Genomic DNA, 20,961 nt, shown 5'->3' with positions numbered 1-20,961 from the left:
CAAATTTCGTCAAAAAAACAGAGGGTTATTAGATGAAATTCAGTCTTTGCGGTATAGTTTCGGTAAAATTGTCTTGATATAGTATTCCGCTTGGAAAAGATATCATTATCAATAAGCTTGTATTGTTTCCAATTTTGGCGGGATATATCAGACATGGCGCCATCTTGTGTCGCTATCAAGCACTTTCATGCCGTACCGTCTTTGGGCGTAATGCCTCTCAGGTCTGATGATGATATCCAGTGTCATTTACCTGTGCTTAACGTTTATCAGGCTGTTGATCTCTATGCTGTGGGATCCTGATGTTTATTCCACGAGCGTGCGCTCGTCATGCAACCATGTGTGACCATAGATGCGCGATGATGACGGCCGACCTATTCAAGCAGTGACAGGATGCTATGCAAGCAGAAACGAACCGTATTGATGAGCTGTTGGAATGTCTGGTCTTTTTGACCCGCTTTTACGGCGTGCCCAACAGCAAGGATGCCCTGACGACCGGACTGCCGCTGGTATCCGGCTTGCTGACTCCGAACCTGTTCAGCCGCGCAGCAGAGCGGGGGGGGCTTTCCGCACGGGAAGTGATCCAGCCCCTTGCCGACATCTCATCCTTGTTGCTGCCTTGCGTATTGCAGATGCGAAACGGTGGTGCCTGCATACTGCTGGAGTGGAACGAAGACAGAACCCAGGGCAAGGTGATTTTTCCTCAGGCGGGTGATGCCGCCCAGTGGCTCGGTGTTGCCCAGCTGGGTGACGAATATCTGGGCCGGCTCTTCTTTGTCAAAAAGCAGTTCAAGTTTGATGATCGCTCTCCCAAGGTACTGGAGACACGTGATGGTCACTGGTTCTGGAGCACGCTGTTTGAATCCCGCGGCATCTATCGGGATGTGCTGATTGCCTCCATTTTGATCAACCTGTTTGCGGTGGCCAGTCCGCTGTTCACCATGAACGTCTATGACAAAATCGTGCCCAACCTGGCGTTCGAGTCACTCTGGGTGCTGGCTGTAGGCGCCATGGTGGTGTTTACCTTTGATTTTGTGATGCGCCAGCTGCGCAGCTATTTCATTGATATTGCGGGCAAGAAATCCGATGTATTACTGTCGGCCAAGATCTTCGCCAAGGTGATGGGCATGCGGATGGAGTCGAGACCGGCCTCCACCGGCGCTTTTGCCAAACACCTGCAAGAGTTCGAGTCGGTACGGGAGTTTTTCACCTCGGCCACTGTCTCGACCCTCATCGATCTGCCGTTTGCGGTCTTCTTCCTCTTCATTATCTGGCTGTTTGCCGGCGTCATGGTGGTCGTGCCCATCGTCGCCATGCTGATCCTGATTATTTACAGCTTCTATATTCAGGCGCCGCTCAAGCAATCCATCGAAGAGGGCTCGCGCCTCGCCTCCCAGAAGAATGCCAACCTCATCGAGAGTATTTCCGGACTGGAGACCGTCAAGATCTTCGGCGCCGAGAGCATGTTCCAGCATCGCTGGGAACAGGCGGTATCCCACATCTCTACCTGGGGCGTGCAGACTCGCCGTATCACCAACTCCATGTCCTCCCTGGCCAGCTATATCCAGCAGGTGGTAACCGTGGGTCTGGTGATCGTCGGTGTCTACCAGATATCGGAAGGGCTGGTCACCATGGGCGGCATGATTGCCGCCGTCATGCTTTCCAGCCGCGCCATCGCCCCCATGGTGCAACTCTCCGTGCTCTCCACTCGTTACAATCAGGCCAAGTCCGCGCTGGAGATCCTGGAGAAAATAATGATGACGCCGGGTGAGCAGGAGGAAGGCAAGCAGTACATTCACCACCCCATCATCTCCGGGCGCATTGAATTTGATAATGTGTCGTTCAAGTATCCGGGGATGGAGACGAGCACGCTGCACAATATCAATCTGCGTATTGAGCCGGGTGAGAAGGTGGCCATCATAGGTCGGATCGGGGCAGGCAAGACCACTCTCGAAAAGATTCTGATGGGGTTGTATCGACCCACAGATGGTTCGGTCCGTCTCGACGGGTTCGAACTGGATCAGCTGCCCGCATCTGTGATCCGGCGAAACATAGGTTGTGTCCCTCAGGATGTGACCCTGTTTTTCGGCTCTGTGCGTGACAACATCATGCTGGGCAATCCGCTGGTGGACGATGCGCGGGTGCTGCGTGCGGCCAAACGGGCTGGTGTCACCAACTTTACCAACCGTGACCCGAATGGTCTGGACAGACAAATAGGGGAAGGGGGACGTCAGCTCTCCGGTGGTCAGCGTCAGGCGATCCTGCTGGCCCGCGCTTTGCTCAACGATCCCCCCATTCTGGTGATGGACGAACCCACCTCCAACATGGATAACCAGTCAGAGATGCAGGTCAAGCATGAGCTGGCACGACTGGGACCGGAAACTACCCTGATCCTCATTACTCACAAGACCTCCATGCTTGATGTCGCATCGCGGGTCATCGTCGTGGAGCAGGGGCAGATAGTGGCAGATGGACCCAAAGATGTAGTGTTGCAACAGTTGAAGGAAGGCAAGGTGCGAGTGCAGGAGGCGTCCAATGGCTAAATTTGGCCTGTTCAAGAAGTCGCCGTCCGATACAGTGCTGCCCGCACCCGAACATCTGGAGTTTGTCGATGATGGCGCCGCTGCGGTCCTGCTGAGTACTCCGACCCGGGCCAGAGTATTGTTGTGGGCCTGTTTTCTGTTCTTCATGAGCGCCATCGTCTGGGCTGCCTGGGCCGAGCTGGATGAAGTGACGGTCGGGCAGGGCAAAGTCATTCCGTCCCGTCAGTTGCAGGTGATCCAGAACCTGGAAGGGGGGATCGTCAAGGAGATCTTCGTCAGGGAGGGGGACATAGTCGAAGAAGGGCAGCCGTTGCTGCGTATCGATGACACCCGTTTTCGCTCTGATTTCCGGGAGCGTGAAGAAGAGCTGGTGACCCTCAAGGGCGGCATTGCCCGGCTAAGAGCCGAGATAAAGAGCGTGGTGGTCAAGACAGGGCCGAACCTGAGCTGGCGTGAGCAGGTGCTCATCGACAAACAGCCTATCGACTTTCCTGATGGTTTTGAAAATGTCTTTGCCGAATATGCTGCCCGTGAAAAGTCGGTTCAGGATGAACGACTTAATAGCCTGAATAACCAGCTCTATATACTTGGTCAGCAGATCGAGCAGAAAGAGCAGGAGCTGATCGAGCTCAATGCCAAGATAAGAACCGTCGGGCGCAGTGTCGATCTGGCCCGGCAGGAATTGAACATCAGTCGTCCCCTGGCCAAAGAAGGGATAGTCCCCCAGGTAGAGCTCATCAAGCTTGAACGCCAGGTCAACGAGATGCAGGGAGAGCTGGAGAGCAACCGGCTTATTATTCCCAAACTCAACTCTGTGCTGAGAGAAAGCATTTCCAAGCGCAACGACATTGCATTGAAGTTCCGGGCTGACTCACAGACTGAGCTCAACGAACTTCAGGGTAAATTGAGACAGCTGTCGGAAGGGCAGGTCGGTCTGCGAGACAGGGTCGACAGGACCAGCGTCATTGCGCCCCTCAAAGGCACCATCAAGAAACTCAAGATCAATACGCTGGGTGGGGTGGTGCAACCGGGTATGGATTTGATGGAAATCGTGCCGCTGGAAGACACCTTGTTGGTAGAGGCCAAGGTTTCCCCGAAAGACATCGCATTCTTGCGGCCAGGGCTTGATGCCGTGGTCAAGATCACTGCTTATGACTTCACCGTTTATGGAGGACTACATGGAAAGGTCGAACAGATAAGTGCTGACTCGATCCAGGATGAGGAGGGGAACTCCTTTTATCTGGTTCGTGTCCGCACCGAGAAGAGTTACTTGGGCGATGAGCTTAACGCACTTCCCATCATCCCCGGTATGTTAGCCAGTGCAGATATTATTACTGGTAAAAAAAGTGTCCTAGACTATTTGCTTAAGCCGATATTACGGGCGAAACAGTCGGCACTGAGAGAACGATAAGCCAACAATCTAAAAACAACATGACTGGAGATACCATGAAGAAGACGATTGTTGCCATGTTAGTAAGTGGCGCCGTGCTGTTCCCGGGCCTTACCCAGGCTCAAACGCTGGAACAGTCAGTGGCACAGTCACTGGCTACCCATCCGAAAATCAAGGAAGCTTTTGATCTCTATCAGGCACGACTGTATCAGCATGATGGAGCCAAAGGTGGTTACTACCCCACTATCGATCTGCGCGGTGGTGTCGGTTATGAAAAGACCGATAGCCCGTCCACCCGTGCCGCGGGCGCCAATAGCAATATTGACGACTCCATGACCCGTAAAGAGGCCGGGATCAGTCTGCGCCAGATGCTGTTCGACGGTTTCAATGTCAGCAGCAACGTGGCCCGGACCGATGCCGAAGCCAACGCCCAGCGTCTGGCCATGATTTCCGAGGCAGAGAACACGGCGCTGCGCGTGGCTGAGGTATACCTCAACATGTTGCGTCAGCAGGAGATACTGGAGCTGTCCAAGCAGAATCTGGAAACCCATGAGCAGATCCGCAGCGACATCAGCAAGCGGACCGACTCGGGCCTGGGCTCGACTGCGGACCAGACCCAGATCGATGGTCGTGTTGCCCGTGCCTATGCCAACCAGGCTGCCGCCGAGAACAACTATCGCGATGCCGAGAGCGAATTCATTCGCGTCGTCAACGAGATGCCCAAGGATCTGGTACAACCGGTTCCCGATGAACAGTTCATTCCAGCCAGTCTGGATGCCGCGTTGAAAACGGCCACCGAAGTGCATCCGACCTTGCTCTCTTCCCTGCAGGATATCGAAGCGGCAAAGTATCAGCATGAAGGCTCCAAATCCGGCTTCTATCCGAACGTCACGTTCGAAGTGGATCAGAACTGGAATGAGGATATAGATGCAGTCAAGGGACGCAACGATGATCTGACTGCCATGGTTCGGATGCGTTACAACCTGTTCCGCGGTGGTTCTGATCTGGCGGAGAGCAAGGCGGCTTCATCCCTGTACTCCCAGGCGAAAGACATTCACTTGAATGCCTTCCGTCAGGTTGAAGAGGGAACGCGTCTGGCCTGGAACGCCAAAGAGTCTTTGACCAAGCAGAAGACCTTCCTCAAAGAGCACGTTGACGCCAGCTATGACACTGTACAGGCGTACAAGAAGCAGTTTGGTCTGGGTCAGCGTACCTTGCTGGACGTGTTGAACACCGAGAACGAACTGTTCGAGGCGCGCCGCAGTTACATCACGGCCGAGTATGACGCTCTGCTGGCGGATTACCGTATCCTCAACGCGACAGGCAGTTTGCTCAACGCGTTTAACGTGCAGCAGCCGGCCGACTGGCAAGCCAAACGCTAATGGAGAACGCATCAGGTTTGATGCGAGTGAAAGGGATGGTCGCAGCTGTGCTGCCACCATCCCTTGTCTCTAACGATCTGATGCTTGGCCGTTGCAGTGACAGTCATTGGATGCCCATGGGATGAGTGTGACGGTGTGGTGGAAGGCAAGCGGTTGCAGCAGGGCGTCAGCCTCGGGGTTGGGTCTGCTTTCGCGCGCTCGCTGGCTGCGTTACTCACTGTGGTTGCTGCTGGTTTCGCTTCCGCTCCTCCTCTCTGCCAGTCAACCTTTGACACCCGAAGACCTCAAGCTGGTTCAGCGCGCAGAGGAAACCTATGGGGTCAGGGCAGGCAAGCGTGTGACAAGTTGGCGTACGCTGGTCATGCAGAATCGTGCAGCCGGGCTCAATGAACGCCAGAAGCTGGAGAAGGTAAACCAGTTTTTTAATCGAATGCGTTTTCTTGATGACATCAAGTTGTGGCGCAAGAAAGATTACTGGGCTACCCCGTTGGAGTTTCTGGGGGCGGCTGGCGGTGATTGCGAAGACTTCAGCATTTCAAAATACTTCACCCTGCTGGAGCTTGGCATTCCCGATGAGAAAATGCGGATGGTATATGTCAAGGCATTGGATTATAACCAGTTTCATATGGTTGTTGCCTACTATGATACCCCTTCCTCCGAACCTGTGATTTTGGATAATTTGATCGGCTCGATCCGTCCTGCCAGCCAACGCAGGGATTTGGTGCCTATATACAGCTTTAACGGTAGTCACTTGTGGTTGATGAAGGCGCGTGGTCAAGGGGAACTGGCCGGGCAGTCGTCACGCTTGGGATTATGGACTGATTTACGCAATCGCATGACTTCCGGGCGATTGGCTCGGCCTGTGGTGAATTTGGATGATTAACCTATGACGCTCTACAGACAATTATTGGCAACCATGTTGATCCTGTTCGGCTTGTTGTTTGCAGCCACCTATTGGGTGCAGTTCAATTCGACCCGAACCTATCTGGCCCAGCAGCAGGAAACCACCGTCATCAATACCGCCACCTCGCTCGGGTTGGCGCTGACCCCGTATTTGGAAAACGGTGACAAGGTGGGAGCTGAATCTGTCATTCAGGCCATATTCGATGGCGGCTATTATCAGTTGATCCGACTGGATCTGCTAGCGTCTAAAGATGTCATCGAGCAAGAGAACACCAGCAACATTCAGGGCGTACCACAGTGGTTTATCGGCTTGGGGTTGTTTCCCGAAGTATCTAACGAGTCAATTCTGACATCCGGCTGGCTGCAACTGGGCAAACTGAAAGTGGTGGGCCACCCGGGACAAGCCTATTACGAGCTGTGGCGGGGTATGAGCGAACTGGCAAGCTGGTTCCTGATCGGTTTTTTAATCACCACCATTTTGCTGATGAGGGCACTGAATTATCTGCTCAAGCCACTCAAACAAATTTGCGAGCAGGCGGTGGAGATTGAACTTCACCATTTCGGTCACGCCATTCCAGAGCCCAAAACCCACGAATTGAAGCAGGTGGTGCAGGCCATCAATACCCTCTCCAGCAAGTTGGCACTGCAGTTCAAAGAGCAAGCCGATGAAGCTGAAAAACTGCGGGAGCGGGTCTATGTGGATGCAGTTTCCGGGCTGGGCAACAGAGCCTATTTTGTCGGTCAGGTCAACGCTTGGATTGCCGAGGCAGGACAAGGTGGTGTCATGCTGGTGGCGGTCGATATGCTCGATGATTTGTACCGCGAAGAGGGATTTGCCGCGCGGGACAACATGGTTAAGTCCATCGCCCAGACTTTGAAAGATCAGTTGAAGGGGTGGGATGGTGCGGCTCTGGCGCGGATCTCTGCGACTGAATATGCGCTGCTTTGTCCAACTGATGATCTGACCCAGTTGAAAGACTTGGCGGAGGTTATCAACAGCCGTATTGCCGACTTGGTCGTTAATCCGATGGGTGAAGGAGATGCCCTCTCCGTCATCGGTATTGCGGGGCGTGATGGCAATGACGATCTCTCCGCCTTGCTGACCAAAGCCGATAATGCGCTTGGCAAGGCCCGAAACGAACGCCGTGGCGCCGTGGTCATGGAAGGGGGCACAGGTCAGGGAATGATGGGGCGCCTGGCTTGGCGCGATCTGGTACAAGATGCCATTTCACGGCACTTGTGGCGCTTCAAGGCGCAACCGGCCTGCCGATTCGACAATGGGGTGCGGTTGCATGCTGAATTGTTTGCCTCTATTTCGCGGGATGGGACCGACTACTTTGCGGGCCAGTTCTTGCCAGCCATCGAACAATTCAAGTTGGGGAGTGAATTTGATCAGGCAGTATTGGATGCCTGCGTTCCTTTGCTTAAACAGCAATCAGACTTGGTGCTGGCCATCAATATTACGGTAGGTTCCCTCTGCTCTGACGAGTTTCTGACCTGGCTGACGGAGTACCTGACAACCCATGCAGAGCTGAAGGATCGTTTGCTGTTTGAAATACCGGAAGCCGCCATCATGAAGCACAAGGAACATGTGACCGCGCTGGTGAATACTTTGCAGGAGCATGGATTTCAGTGGGGGGTTGACCATTATGGCCGCCACTTCCAGTCTCTGGGCTATCTGGAAGAGCTGGCTCCGGCGTATGTCAAGGTTGACCATGGTTATACCAGTCAGGTCATGGAGCCGGGGGCAGACACCTCTTTCCTGGCCGCGGTTTGTCGCGCCGCCCACAATGCGGGTGTGACTACCATCGCAACTCGTGTTGAGGATCAGCATCAGGTCGAGCTGCTTTCCAAGCTGCATATCGACGGTTATCAGGGCTTCGTACACCCTGCATTTCCCTTGCCTTGAGCAATCAATATAACCACTTAGGCCCCATAGGGGCCTTTTTTTATGCGAAATATAAATAAGCATTGAGGTTTTTAATAGTAAATTTGCTAAGGCCTTACTCGAATCCCAATTAAGTGATTGATTCAATAATATAAAAAAGACCCTTCGATTTAATGGGCAGCATTGCTCTAGGTTTGAACCAACCCTGTACATTTTTGCAACGGAAGCCAGGGAGGCAGGTATCTATGGTGTAGACATCAAGATCTGTCATGTTGGAGCAATGGATATGCGCACTCAAGTAATCGACAAAACCGTGGTGGTGTCTTCTATTGAAGGCAATGTTCAAATCTTGCTGGCCGATGGAAGCAGTCGCCCATTGCAGAAAGGTGAAATTCTGCAACCTGGAGCCAAGCTCAATATTGCAGATGATGCCAAGCTGTTATTGGCTCCCTATGACGATGCCCCTACCGCCACCACGCCAGATTCCTCTGCGCCGGATGTACCTGTACCGGGACTGCAGCAAGTCCCGGACGATGGCACGGCTACCTCCCCTGAAATTGCAGCATTGCAACAATCGATCTTGCAAGGGGTCGACCCGACACAAAATTTTGAGGCGTCTGCCGCAGGTGGTGCACCTGCAGCTGGTGGTGGCGGCGGTGGTATTGGCGGGGTTGCCGGGGCCAGCGGTAATGGCGGTTTTGTCACCATTGATAGAACGGGTGATGCAACCATTGCTGCAGCCGGGTTTGATACTGCTTATCAGACTGAGCCTGTGGTGGATACAGAGCAACTTGCAGAGCCACTGCTGACCAACGAATTGAGTGATGAAGGAGAGCAGCTGACGGTTGCTGAGGGTGGGGTGCTGAATGGGAACTTGCTCACCAACACCGTCAACACTGATGGCCCTGAAGCCGCATCGGTACCGCTATTCAGTTGGGGAGACAATATCAACGTGACTGCCGGTACGAGCGTCACGATTGATGGTATCGGCAGCCTGATTGTCAACTCCGATGGCAGTTTTACCTTCACGCCTGCGCCCAACTATGATGGTGCGGTTCCGCCTGTTACCTATGTGGTAAGCGATGGTACAGATACGGTGCAGTCCACACTGGAATTGACCATTACTCCTGTCAATGCTCTCTCCGATCAGAGTGAAAGTGTGGTTGTCACAGAAGACAGCGCAGGCTCTGGCAACTTGTTGGTCAACACGACAGATAATGATGGACCACAGGCTCCATCCATTACGGGATTTAGCTGGGGAGCGATAACCAACCCCGTATTGGGTACGCCAGTGACGCTGGCGGGTGTGGGAACTCTGCTGGTCAATGCAGATGGCAGCTATCAGTTCACGCCAGCACCTAACTATGATGGTTCGGTTCCGCCAGTGAACTACAGCGTTACCGATGGTGTAGACACGGTTCAATCTACCCTTTCCATTACGATTACACCGGTCGATGAGCCGGCTGAATTAGGCGGATTCCAATTAGAAGGGGGAGATCTGACGTTGAGCGAAGCTGCCTTGGCCGATGGCAGTGGCTCTGACACAACGGCTCTGACGCAAAGTGGCGTCTTCACTTTCAATGCAGCAGATGGTGTTCAGAGTTTGACGCTCGGTGACATCACATTGATCAGCAATGGGCTCTCTATTACGGCTTTCCCACAGACGATCACTAGCCCACTAGGCAATCAACTGGTAGTGACAGGCATTAATTACAACCCTGTTACTGGGGCAGGTAGTGTGAGCTACAGCTACACGCTGACGGACAACGAGGCGCACCCGAGCGGGGGAGGCAACAACAACCTGTTTGAGGATTTCGCGGTCACCCTGGTGGACAGCGATGGCGACAGTGCCAACAACACCCTGAGTGTGCGGATAGTGGATGACGTGCCGACGGCGAGCAACGACAGCAATCCGGGCGTGGCAAGCGAAGCCAGCCTGGTGCTGGGCGGCAATGTGCTGGGCAACGACGTGCAGGGCGCGGACGGTGCGGCGGTCACGGCGGGCACCCTGACGGGGACCTATGGCAGTCTGGTGCTGGGTGCAGACGGCAGCTACACCTATACCCTCAATCCGGCTGACCCGCAGTTTGTGGCGTTGCCGGGCGGGGCGACGGGGAGCGAGGTGTTCACCTATGTGCTGACGGATGGCGATGGCGACACCAGCACGGCGACGTTGACGCTGAGTATCCGCAATGACGATGACAATGTGACCATCACCGACCTGACGCCCAAAGGCGAGGGCGGCGATGCGACCGTGTTCGAGGATGACCTGTTGTCGACTCGGGGGGCGGGTGAATCGGCGGGGTCTGACAGCAGCAAGGAGTCGACCACGGTCACGGGCAGCTTCAACATCAGTGCGCCGGATGGCGTCCAGACGCTGAGCGTGGGGGGCATCAACCTGGTCAGTGGTGGTGTAGTGGCGAGCGTGCCGCAGAGCGTGACGACCGGGTTTGGCAACACCCTGACCATCACGGCGTACAACCCGGCGACGGGGCTGGTGAGCTACAGCTACACGCTGACGGACAACGAGGCGCACCCGAGCGGGGGAGGCAACAACAACCTGTTTGAGGATTTCGCGGTCACCCTGGTGGACAGCGATGGCGACAGTGCCAACAACACCCTGAGTGTGCGGATAGTGGATGACGTGCCGACGGCGAGCAACGACAGCAATCCGGGCGTGGCAAGCGAAGCCAGCCTGGTGCTGGGCGGCAATGTGCTGGGCAACGACGTGCAGGGCGCGGACGGTGCGGCGGTCACGGCGGGCACCCTGACGGGGACCTATGGCAGTCTGGTGCTGGGTGCAGACGGCAGCTACACCTATACCCTCAATCCGGCTGACCCGCAGTTTGTGGCGTTGCCGGGCGGGGCGACGGGGAGCGAGGTGTTCACCTATGTGCTGACGGATGGCGATGGCGACACCAGCACGGCGACGTTGACGCTGAGTATCCGCAATGACGATGACAATGTGACCATCACCGACCTGACGCCCAAAGGCGAGGGCGGCGATGCGACCGTGTTCGAGGATGACCTGTTGTCGACTCGGGGGGCGGGTGAATCGGCGGGGTCTGACAGCAGCAAGGAGTCGACCACGGTCACGGGCAGCTTCAACATCAGTGCGCCGGATGGCGTCCAGACGCTGAGCGTGGGGGGCATCAACCTGGTCAGTGGTGGTGTAGTGGCGAGCGTGCCGCAGAGCGTGACGACCGGGTTTGGCAACACCCTGACCATCACGGCGTACAACCCGGCGACGGGGCTGGTGAGCTACAGCTACACGCTGACGGACAACGAGGCGCACCCGAGCGGGGGAGGCAACAACAACCTGTTTGAGGATTTCGCGGTCACCCTGGTGGACAGCGATGGCGACAGTGCCAACAACACCCTGAGTGTGCGGATAGTGGATGACGTGCCGACGGCGAGCAACGACAGCAATCCGGGCGTGGCAAGCGAAGCCAGCCTGGTGCTGGGCGGCAATGTGCTGGGCAACGACGTGCAGGGCGCGGACGGTGCGGCGGTCACGGCGGGCACCCTGACGGGGACCTATGGCAGTCTGGTGCTGGGTGCAGACGGCAGCTACACCTATACCCTCAATCCGGCTGACCCGCAGTTTGTGGCGTTGCCGGGCGGGGCGACGGGGAGCGAGGTGTTCACCTATGTGCTGACGGATGGCGATGGCGACACCAGCACGGCGACGTTGACGCTGAGTATCCGCAATGACGATGACAATGTGACCATCACCGACCTGACGCCCAAAGGCGAGGGCGGCGATGCGACCGTGTTCGAGGATGACCTGTTGTCGACTCGGGGGGCGGGTGAATCGGCGGGGTCTGACAGCAGCAAGGAGTCGACCACGGTCACGGGCAGCTTCAACATCAGTGCGCCGGATGGCGTCCAGACGCTGAGCGTGGGGGGCATCAACCTGGTCAGTGGTGGTGTAGTGGCGAGCGTGCCGCAGAGCGTGACGACCGGGTTTGGCAACACCCTGACCATCACGGCGTACAACCCGGCGACGGGGCTGGTGAGCTACAGCTACACGCTGACGGACAACGAGGCGCACCCGAGCGGGGGAGGCAACAACAACCTGTTTGAGGATTTCGCGGTCACCCTGGTGGACAGCGATGGCGACAGTGCCAACAACACCCTGAGTGTGCGGATAGTGGATGACGTGCCGACGGCGAGCAACGACAGCAATCCGGGCGTGGCAAGCGAAGCCAGCCTGGTGCTGGGCGGCAATGTGCTGGGCAACGACGTGCAGGGCGCGGACGGTGCGGCGGTCACGGCGGGCACCCTGACGGGGACCTATGGCAGTCTGGTGCTGGGTGCAGACGGCAGCTACACCTATACCCTCAATCCGGCTGACCCGCAGTTTGTGGCGTTGCCGGGCGGGGCGACGGGGAGCGAGGTGTTCACCTATGTGCTGACGGATGGCGATGGCGACACCAGCACGGCGACGTTGACGCTGAGTATCCGCAATGACGATGACAATGTGACCATCACCGACCTGACGCCCAAAGGCGAGGGCGGCGATGCGACCGTGTTCGAGGATGACCTGTTGTCGACTCGGGGGGCGGGTGAATCGGCGGGGTCTGACAGCAGCAAGGAGTCGACCACGGTCACGGGCAGCTTCAACATCAGTGCGCCGGATGGCGTCCAGACGCTGAGCGTGGGGGGCATCAACCTGGTCAGTGGTGGTGTAGTGGCGAGCGTGCCGCAGAGCGTGACGACCGGGTTTGGCAACACCCTGACCATCACGGCGTACAACCCGGCGACGGGGCTGGTGAGCTACAGCTACACGCTGACGGACAACGAGGCGCACCCGAGCGGGGGAGGCAACAACAACCTGTTTGAGGATTTCGCGGTCACCCTGGTGGACAGCGATGGCGACAGTGCCAACAACACCCTGAGTGTGCGGATAGTGGATGACGTGCCGACGGCGAGCAACGACAGCAATCCGGGCGTGGCAAGCGAAGCCAGCCTGGTGCTGGGCGGCAATGTGCTGGGCAACGACGTGCAGGGCGCGGACGGTGCGGCGGTCACGGCGGGCACCCTGACGGGGACCTATGGCAGTCTGGTGCTGGGTGCAGACGGCAGCTACACCTATACCCTCAATCCGGCTGACCCGCAGTTTGTGGCGTTGCCGGGCGGGGCGACGGGGAGCGAGGTGTTCACCTATGTGCTGACGGATGGCGATGGCGACACCAGCACGGCGACGTTGACGCTGAGTATCCGCAATGACGATGACAATGTGACCATCACCGACCTGACGCCCAAAGGCGAGGGCGGCGATGCGACCGTGTTCGAGGATGACCTGTTGTCGACTCGGGGGGCGGGTGAATCGGCGGGGTCTGACAGCAGCAAGGAGTCGACCACGGTCACGGGCAGCTTCAACATCAGTGCGCCGGATGGCGTCCAGACGCTGAGCGTGGGGGGCATCAACCTGGTCAGTGGTGGTGTAGTGGCGAGCGTGCCGCAGAGCGTGACGACCGGGTTTGGCAACACCCTGACCATCACGGCGTACAACCCGGCGACGGGGCTGGTGAGCTACAGCTACACGCTGACGGACAACGAGGCGCACCCGAGCGGGGGAGGCAACAACAACCTGTTTGAGGATTTCGCGGTCACCCTGGTGGACAGCGATGGCGACAGTGCCAACAACACCCTGAGTGTGCGGATAGTGGATGACGTGCCGACGGCGAGCAACGACAGCAATCCGGGCGTGGCAAGCGAAGCCAGCCTGGTGCTGGGCGGCAATGTGCTGGGCAACGACGTGCAGGGCGCGGACGGTGCGGCGGTCACGGCGGGCACCCTGACGGGGACCTATGGCAGTCTGGTGCTGGGTGCAGACGGCAGCTACACCTATACCCTCAATCCGGCTGACCCGCAGTTTGTGGCGTTGCCGGGCGGGGCGACGGGGAGCGAGGTGTTCACCTATGTGCTGACGGATGGCGATGGCGACACCAGCACGGCGACGTTGACGCTGAGTATCCGCAATGACGATGACAATGTGACCATCACCGACCTGACGCCCAAAGGCGAGGGCGGCGATGCGACCGTGTTCGAGGATGACCTGTTGTCGACTCGGGGGGCGGGTGAATCGGCGGGGTCTGACAGCAGCAAGGAGTCGACCACGGTCACGGGCAGCTTCAACATCAGTGCGCCGGATGGCGTCCAGACGCTGAGCGTGGGGGGCATCAACCTGGTCAGTGGTGGTGTAGTGGCGAGCGTGCCGCAGAGCGTGACGACCGGGTTTGGCAACACCCTGACCATCACGGCGTACAACCCGGCGACGGGGCTGGTGAGCTACAGCTACACGCTGACGGACAACGAGGCGCACCCGAGCGGGGGAGGCAACAACAACCTGTTTGAGGATTTCGCGGTCACCCTGGTGGACAGCGATGGCGACAGTGCCAACAACACCCTGAGTGTGCGGATAGTGGATGACGTGCCGACGGCGAGCAACGACAGCAATCCGGGCGTGGCAAGCGAAGCCAGCCTGGTGCTGGGCGGCAATGTGCTGGGCAACGACGTGCAGGGCGCGGACGGTGCGGCGGTCACGGCGGGCACCCTGACGGGGACCTATGGCAGTCTGGTGCTGGGTGCAGACGGCAGCTACACCTATACCCTCAATCCGGCTGACCCGCAGTTTGTGGCGTTGCCGGGCGGGGCGACGGGGAGCGAGGTGTTCACCTATGTGCTGACGGATGGCGATGGCGACACCAGCACGGCGACGTTGACGCTGAGTATCCGCAATGACGATGACAATGTGACCATCACCGACCTGACGCCCAAAGGCGAGGGCGGCGATGCGACCGTGTTCGAGGATGACCTGTTGTCGACTCGGGGGGCGGGTGAATCGGCGGGGTCTGACAGCAGCAAGGAGTCGACCACGGTCACGGGCAGCTTCAACATCAGTGCGCCGGATGGCGTCCAGACGCTGAGCGTGGGGGGCATCAACCTGGTCAGTGGTGGTGTAGTGGCGAGCGTGCCGCAGAGCGTGACGACCGGGTTTGGCAACACCCTGACCATCACGGCGTACAACCCGGCGACGGGGCTGGTGAGCTACAGCTACACGCTGACGGACAACGAGGCGCACCCGAGCGGGGGAGGCAACAACAACCTGTTTGAGGATTTCGCGGTCACCCTGGTGGACAGCGATGGCGACAGTGCCAACAACACCCTGAGTGTGCGGATAGTGGATGACGTGCCGACGGCGAGCAACGACAGCAATCCGGGCGTGGCAAGCGAAGCCAGCCTGGTGCTGGGCGGCAATGTGCTGGGCAACGACGTGCAGGGCGCGGACGGTGCGGCGGTCACGGCGGGCACCCTGACGGGGACCTATGGCAGTCTGGTGCTGGGTGCAGACGGCAGCTACACCTATACCCTCAATCCGGCTGACCCGCAGTTTGTGGCGTTGCCGGGCGGGGCGACGGGGAGCGAGGTGTTCACCTATGTGCTGACGGATGGCGATGGCGACACCAGCACGGCGACGTTGACGCTGAGTATCCGCAATGACGATGACAATGTGACCATCACCGACCTGACGCCCAAAGGCGAGGGCGGCGATGCGACCGTGTTCGAGGATGACCTGTTGTCGACTCGGGGGGCGGGTGAATCGGCGGGGTCTGACAGCAGCAAGGAGTCGACCACGGTCACGGGCAGCTTCAACATCAGTGCGCCGGATGGCGTCCAGACGCTGAGCGTGGGGGGCATCAACCTGGTCAGTGGTGGTGTAGTGGCGAGCGTGCCGCAGAGCGTGACGACCGGGTTTGGCAACACCCTGACCATCACGGCGTACAACCCGGCGACGGGGCTGGTGAGCTACAGCTACACGCTGACGGACAACGAGGCGCACCCGAGCGGGGGAGGCAACAACAACCTGTTTGAGGATTTCGCGGTCACCCTGGTGGACAGCGATGGCGACAGTGCCAACAACACCCTGAGTGTGCGGATAGTGGATGACGTGCCGACGGCGAGCAACGACAGCAATCCGGGCGTGGCAAGCGAAGCCAGCCTGGTGCTGGGCGGCAATGTGCTGGGCAACGACGTGCAGGGCGCGGACGGTGCGGCGGTCACGGCGGGCACCCTGACGGGGACCTATGGCAGTCTGGTGCTGGGTGCAGACGGCAGCTACACCTATACCCTCAATCCGGCTGACCCGCAGTTTGTGGCGTTGCCGGGCGGGGCGACGGGGAGCGAGGTGTTCACCTATGTGCTGACGGATGGCGATGGCGACACCAGCACGGCGACGTTGACGCTGAGTATCCGCAATGACGATGACAATGTGACCATCACCGACCTGACGCCCAAAGGCGAGGGCGGCGATGCGACCGTGTTCGAGGATGACCTGTTGTCGACTCGGGGGGCGGGTGAATCGGCGGGGTCTGACAGCAGCAAGGAGTCGACCACGGTCACGGGCAGCTTCAACATCAGTGCGCCGGATGGCGTCCAGACGCTGAGCGTGGGGGGCATCAACCTGGTCAGTGGTGGTGTAGTGGCGAGCGTGCCGCAGAGCGTGACGACCGGGTTTGGCAACACCCTGACCATCACGGCGTACAACCCGGCGACGGGGCTGGTGAGCTACAGCTACACGCTGACGGACAACGAGGCGCACCCGAGCGGGGGAGGCAACAACAACCTGTTTGAGGATTTCGCGGTCACCCTGGTGGACAGCGATGGCGACAGTGCCAACAACACCCTGAGTGTGCGGATAGTGGATGACGTGCCGACGGCGAGCAACGACAGCAATCCGGGCGTGGCAAGCGAAGCCAGCCTGGTGCTGGGCGGCAATGTGCTGGGCAACGACGTGCAGGGCGCGGACGGTGCGGCGGTCACGGCGGGCACCCTGACGGGGACCTATGGCAGTCTGGTGCTGGGTGCAGACGGCAGCTACACCTATACCCTCAATCCGGCTGACCCGCAGTTTGTGGCGTTGCCGGGCGGGGCGACGGGGAGCGAGGTGTTCACCTATGTGCTGACGGATGGCGATGGCGACACCAGCACGGCGACGTTGACGCTGAGTATCCGCAATGACGATGACAATGTGACCATCACCGACCTGACGCCCAAAGGCGAGGGCGGCGATGCGACCGTGTTCGAGGATGACCTGTTGTCGACTCGGGGGGCGGGTGAATCGGCGGGGTCTGACAGCAGCAAGGAGTCGACCACGGTCACGGGCAGCTTCAACATCAGTGCGCCGGATGGCGTCCAGACGCTGAGCGTGGGGGGCATCAACCTGGTCAGTGGTGGTGTAGTGGCGAGCGTGCCGCAGAGCGTGACGACCGGGTTTGGCAACACCCTGACCATCACGGCGTACAACCCGGCGACGGGGCTGGTGAGCTACAGCTACACGCTGACGGACAACGAGGCGCACCCGAGCGGGGGAGGCAACAACAACCTGTTTGAGGATTTCGCGGTCACCCTGGTGGACAGCGATGGCGACAGTGCCAACAACACCCTGAGTGTGCGGATAGTGGATGACGTGCCGACGGCGAGCAACGACAGCAATCCGGGCGTGGCAAGCGAAGCCAGCCTGGTGCTGGGCGGCAATGTGCTGGGCAACGACGTGCAGGGCGCGGACGGTGCGGCGGTCACGGCGGGCACCCTGACGGGGACCTATGGCAGTCTGGTGCTGGGTGCAGACGGCAGCTACACCTATACCCTCAATCCGGCTGACCCGCAGTTTGTGGCGTTGCCGGGCGGGGCGACGGGGAGCGAGGTGTTCACCTATGTGCTGACGGATGGCGATGGCGACACCAGCACGGCGACGTTGACGCTGAGTATCCGCAATGACGATGACAATGTGACCATCACCGACCTGACGCCCAAAGGCGAGGGCGGCGATGCGACCGTGTTCGAGGATGACCTGTTGTCGACTCGGGGGGCGGGTGAATCGGCGGGGTCTGACAGCAGCAAGGAGTCGACCACGGTCACGGGCAGCTTCAACATCAGTGCGCCGGATGGCGTCCAGACGCTGAGCGTGGGGGGCATCAACCTGGTCAGTGGTGGTGTAGTGGCGAGCGTGCCGCAGAGCGTGACGACCGGGTTTGGCAACACCCTGACCATCACGGCGTACAACCCGGCGACGGGGCTGGTGAGCTACAGCTACACGCTGACGGACAACGAGGCGCACCCGAGCGGGGGAGGCAACAACAACCTGTTTGAGGATTTCGCGGTCACCCTGGTGGACAGCGATGGCGACAGTGCCAACAACACCCTGAGTGTGCGGATAGTGGATGACGTGCCTGTTTCGCCTGTGGATCTTAATACCCGGGTCGAGGAGTTCTCGAATCCAGGCACCAACCTGATGATCATTCTTGATACATCAGGCAGCATGGATTATGCCTCCGGGGTGGCTGGATTCGCTACCCGCATGGCGATTGCCAAAGCATCCATTCTGCAGCTCATTGGTGATTACGATGATGTAGGGGACGTAATGGTACGCTTGGTTGGCTTTGCCAGTTCGGCAACCACTAACTTCCTGGGATCTGGCGATGTTTGGCTGACAGCGGCTCAAGCCCTGAATGTTATCAATGGCATTACCGACTACCTAGGTGACGGTGGTACTGACTATGACGATGCCCTGATCAAGGCTATGTCAGCCTACGATTCGGCAGGAAAAATCATCGGCGGCCAGAGTGTGCTGTATTTCCTCTCTGATGGGGAACCCACCGAAAGTACCAATTGGCCAGGTGTTAGCGGTACCGGAAGTACGGGCATCAACACGGCGGAACAAACCGCTTGGGAAGCCTTCCTTAATAGTAATGATATCAATGCTTATGCCCTGGGCATGGGGACCGGTGCAACCGCTGGCGCGCTGACGCCAATAGCTTACAACGGAAGCTCTGGCCAACAGCAACCTGCCATCATTGTCACGGATCTGAGTCAGCTGGCTTCGACCCTGTCCGGGACAGTACAGGTCCCAACCACAGGGAATTTGCTGACTGATGCTGGGGTTGTATTCGGTGCTGATGGTCCGGCGACCTTGCCAATCACCAGTATCTCTCATGATGCAGATGGCAACCCGGCAACCCCGGATGTGGTGTATACCACGACGTATTCCGGCTACAACGCAATAACGCATGTGCTGACTATTCCCACTCATGGTGGGGGAACTTTCTCGGTCAATTTGTTGACCGGGGCGTATAGCTATAGCTTGTCTTTGGACGTGGCAAATGACTATACAGAGACCTTCCGCTACACCATCAGCGATGCGGATGGGGACGTGAAGACCGGCGTACTCAACATGATCACGACAGATTCCAGTGATGTTATCGCCTATGACAACGGCGATGAAGCGCTGGTAACCCAGATCATGGTCCCGGGGGCCACGACCAGCACCACACTGGCAGACTTTGGGGATACAACCAATTCTGCGAACAGTGGGGTCGGGTACAATCCCTGGATCTATGACACTTCTGGCACTGGTATGAGTGTGATGGACTTGGGTTCCACTTCCATCGGCTCTGCCGTGGCGAGCAATGGCAACAAGTGGATTGTCAGTACGCTAAGCAGTTCGACCCTGGACGGCAGTGTTAGTGGAGGCGCATTGCAACTCGTTGATAGCAATGATGATGGCGCCGGTGCTGCAGAGCTTCTGACCCCAGAGTTCGTCACTGGACTGGCAGGTACAACCACACTTAGCTTCCAATACGATAGAGGTAACGTACATGCCAGCGATACAGTGACCTGGAGTCTGTACAAATTCGATGGATCAAGCTGGGTTCAACTCTCTGGCGTTGGCTTTAGCGGTAATCTATCCGGTGATCCGGGTTCGTTGTCGACTATCACGACGTCTACCCTGGATGCTGGGACACGCTACCGGGTTTATTTCTCGGTGAATGATGGTTCTGGTAACTCTGACTCCACGTTGCAGCTGGATAATATCAAACTCAACGTGACTGCTGCCGCAACGGCTGCGATTGCCTTGACGGCTGCACATGGCAATCTGCTAACCGATCCCAACCACGACATGATGAGTGGCGATCCTTGGGGAAGTGTTGATGCCATCGGAGCGGAGAGCACTGTGCTCAAGATCTGGAATGGCAGCAGCTATACCGCTGTCACTACAAGTCAGACAGTGGCTGGGCTTTATGGCTCACTCGAGATCCACAGTGATGGTGCTTATACCTACACACCGAATGCGGATCTTAACAATGTGGGCAAAGCGGATGTATTCAACTATCAACTGGCACAAAGTGATGGAGATCAGGATACAGCTCAGCTGACCATCAATATTGCTTCCAGTGCCACGGTGGCACCGACAGTAATGGAAGGTACCAGTGCCAATGATGCCCTCGTAGGCACCAGCGGAGATGACGTATTACTCGGCCATGCGGGTGCTGATGTGCTTAATGGCAATGATGGCAATGACCGTCTGGAAGGAGGGGCGGGCAATGACACTCTGATCGGTGGTCTGGGTGAGGACATTCTGATCGGCGGCCTCGGTAGCGACACCATGACAGGGGGCGCCGGTAGCGATACCTTCAAGTGGCTTGCAGGCGATGCAGATGGCAGTACGGACAACATCACGGACTTTACCCTTGGGAATACGGCCAGTGGGGGGGATGTGCTGGATCTGTCTGATTTGCTGGTTGGGGTTCCCACTGGCGGCAGTAATGATGATTTGGCGGCGGCGTTGGACAGTTACTTGCAGTTTGATACCGCCACCAAGACGTTGACGATAGACCCTGATGGTGCGGTCGGTGGCTCCGAGCTGACGATTCAGTTCCAGAACTCCCTTGATCTTGCCTCCCTGGGTTCTAACCAGGATATCATCAAGCAACTGCTGGATGATGGTAACCTCAAGGTTGATCCGTAATCAGGTAACGGGGCCGGGCTATGCCTGGCCCCTGTTTTTTGACG

General features: G+C 58.1%; 6 protein-coding genes. All 6 read left to right on the top strand.

Features of this window, described 5'->3' with window-relative positions; all coding sequences use genetic code 11:
- The first annotated feature begins 395 nt into the window (after positions 1–395).
- The 6 genes from AC1P02_RS19295 to AC1P02_RS19270 all read left to right on the top strand — a co-directional run bounded on the left by AC1P02_RS19295 (position 396) and on the right by AC1P02_RS19270 (position 20,917).
- A complete protein-coding gene (locus AC1P02_RS19295) occupies positions 396–2,540 on the top strand; it encodes a type I secretion system permease/ATPase (RefSeq protein ID WP_005314720.1) in 2,145 nt (714 codons plus the stop codon).
- Complete coding sequence (locus AC1P02_RS19290; protein ID WP_017412894.1) at positions 2,533–3,951, top strand: HlyD family type I secretion periplasmic adaptor subunit; 1,419 nt, start codon at positions 2,533–2,535, stop codon at positions 3,949–3,951. Before AC1P02_RS19295 ends, AC1P02_RS19290 begins: the two co-directional genes overlap by 8 nt.
- A 35-nt stretch (positions 3,952–3,986) precedes the next feature.
- Positions 3,987–5,312 (top strand): TolC family outer membrane protein, encoded by a 1,326-nt coding sequence (locus AC1P02_RS19285; protein ID WP_485182935.1) that lies wholly within the window; start codon positions 3,987–3,989, stop codon positions 5,310–5,312.
- 121 nt (positions 5,313–5,433) lie between these two features.
- Complete coding sequence (locus tag AC1P02_RS19280) at positions 5,434–6,195, top strand: transglutaminase-like cysteine peptidase (RefSeq protein ID WP_485182933.1); 762 nt, start codon at positions 5,434–5,436, stop codon at positions 6,193–6,195.
- Between the two features lie 3 nt (positions 6,196–6,198).
- Entirely contained in the window at positions 6,199–8,124 is a 1,926-nt protein-coding gene (locus tag AC1P02_RS19275; RefSeq protein ID WP_485182931.1) for an EAL domain-containing protein, read from the top strand.
- 265 nt (positions 8,125–8,389) lie between these two features.
- Positions 8,390–20,917 carry a retention module-containing protein gene (locus tag AC1P02_RS19270; RefSeq protein WP_485182929.1) on the top strand — a complete coding sequence of 4,176 codons (12,528 nt, stop codon included), beginning with the start codon at positions 8,390–8,392 and terminating at the stop codon, positions 20,915–20,917.
- Positions 20,918–20,961 lie beyond the last annotated feature (44 nt).

The organism is Aeromonas sp. TS_SC_11 (assembly GCF_057318915.1).
The sequence above is the reverse complement of the archived record's forward strand: the minus strand, read 5'-3'. Positions and strand labels throughout refer to the sequence as shown.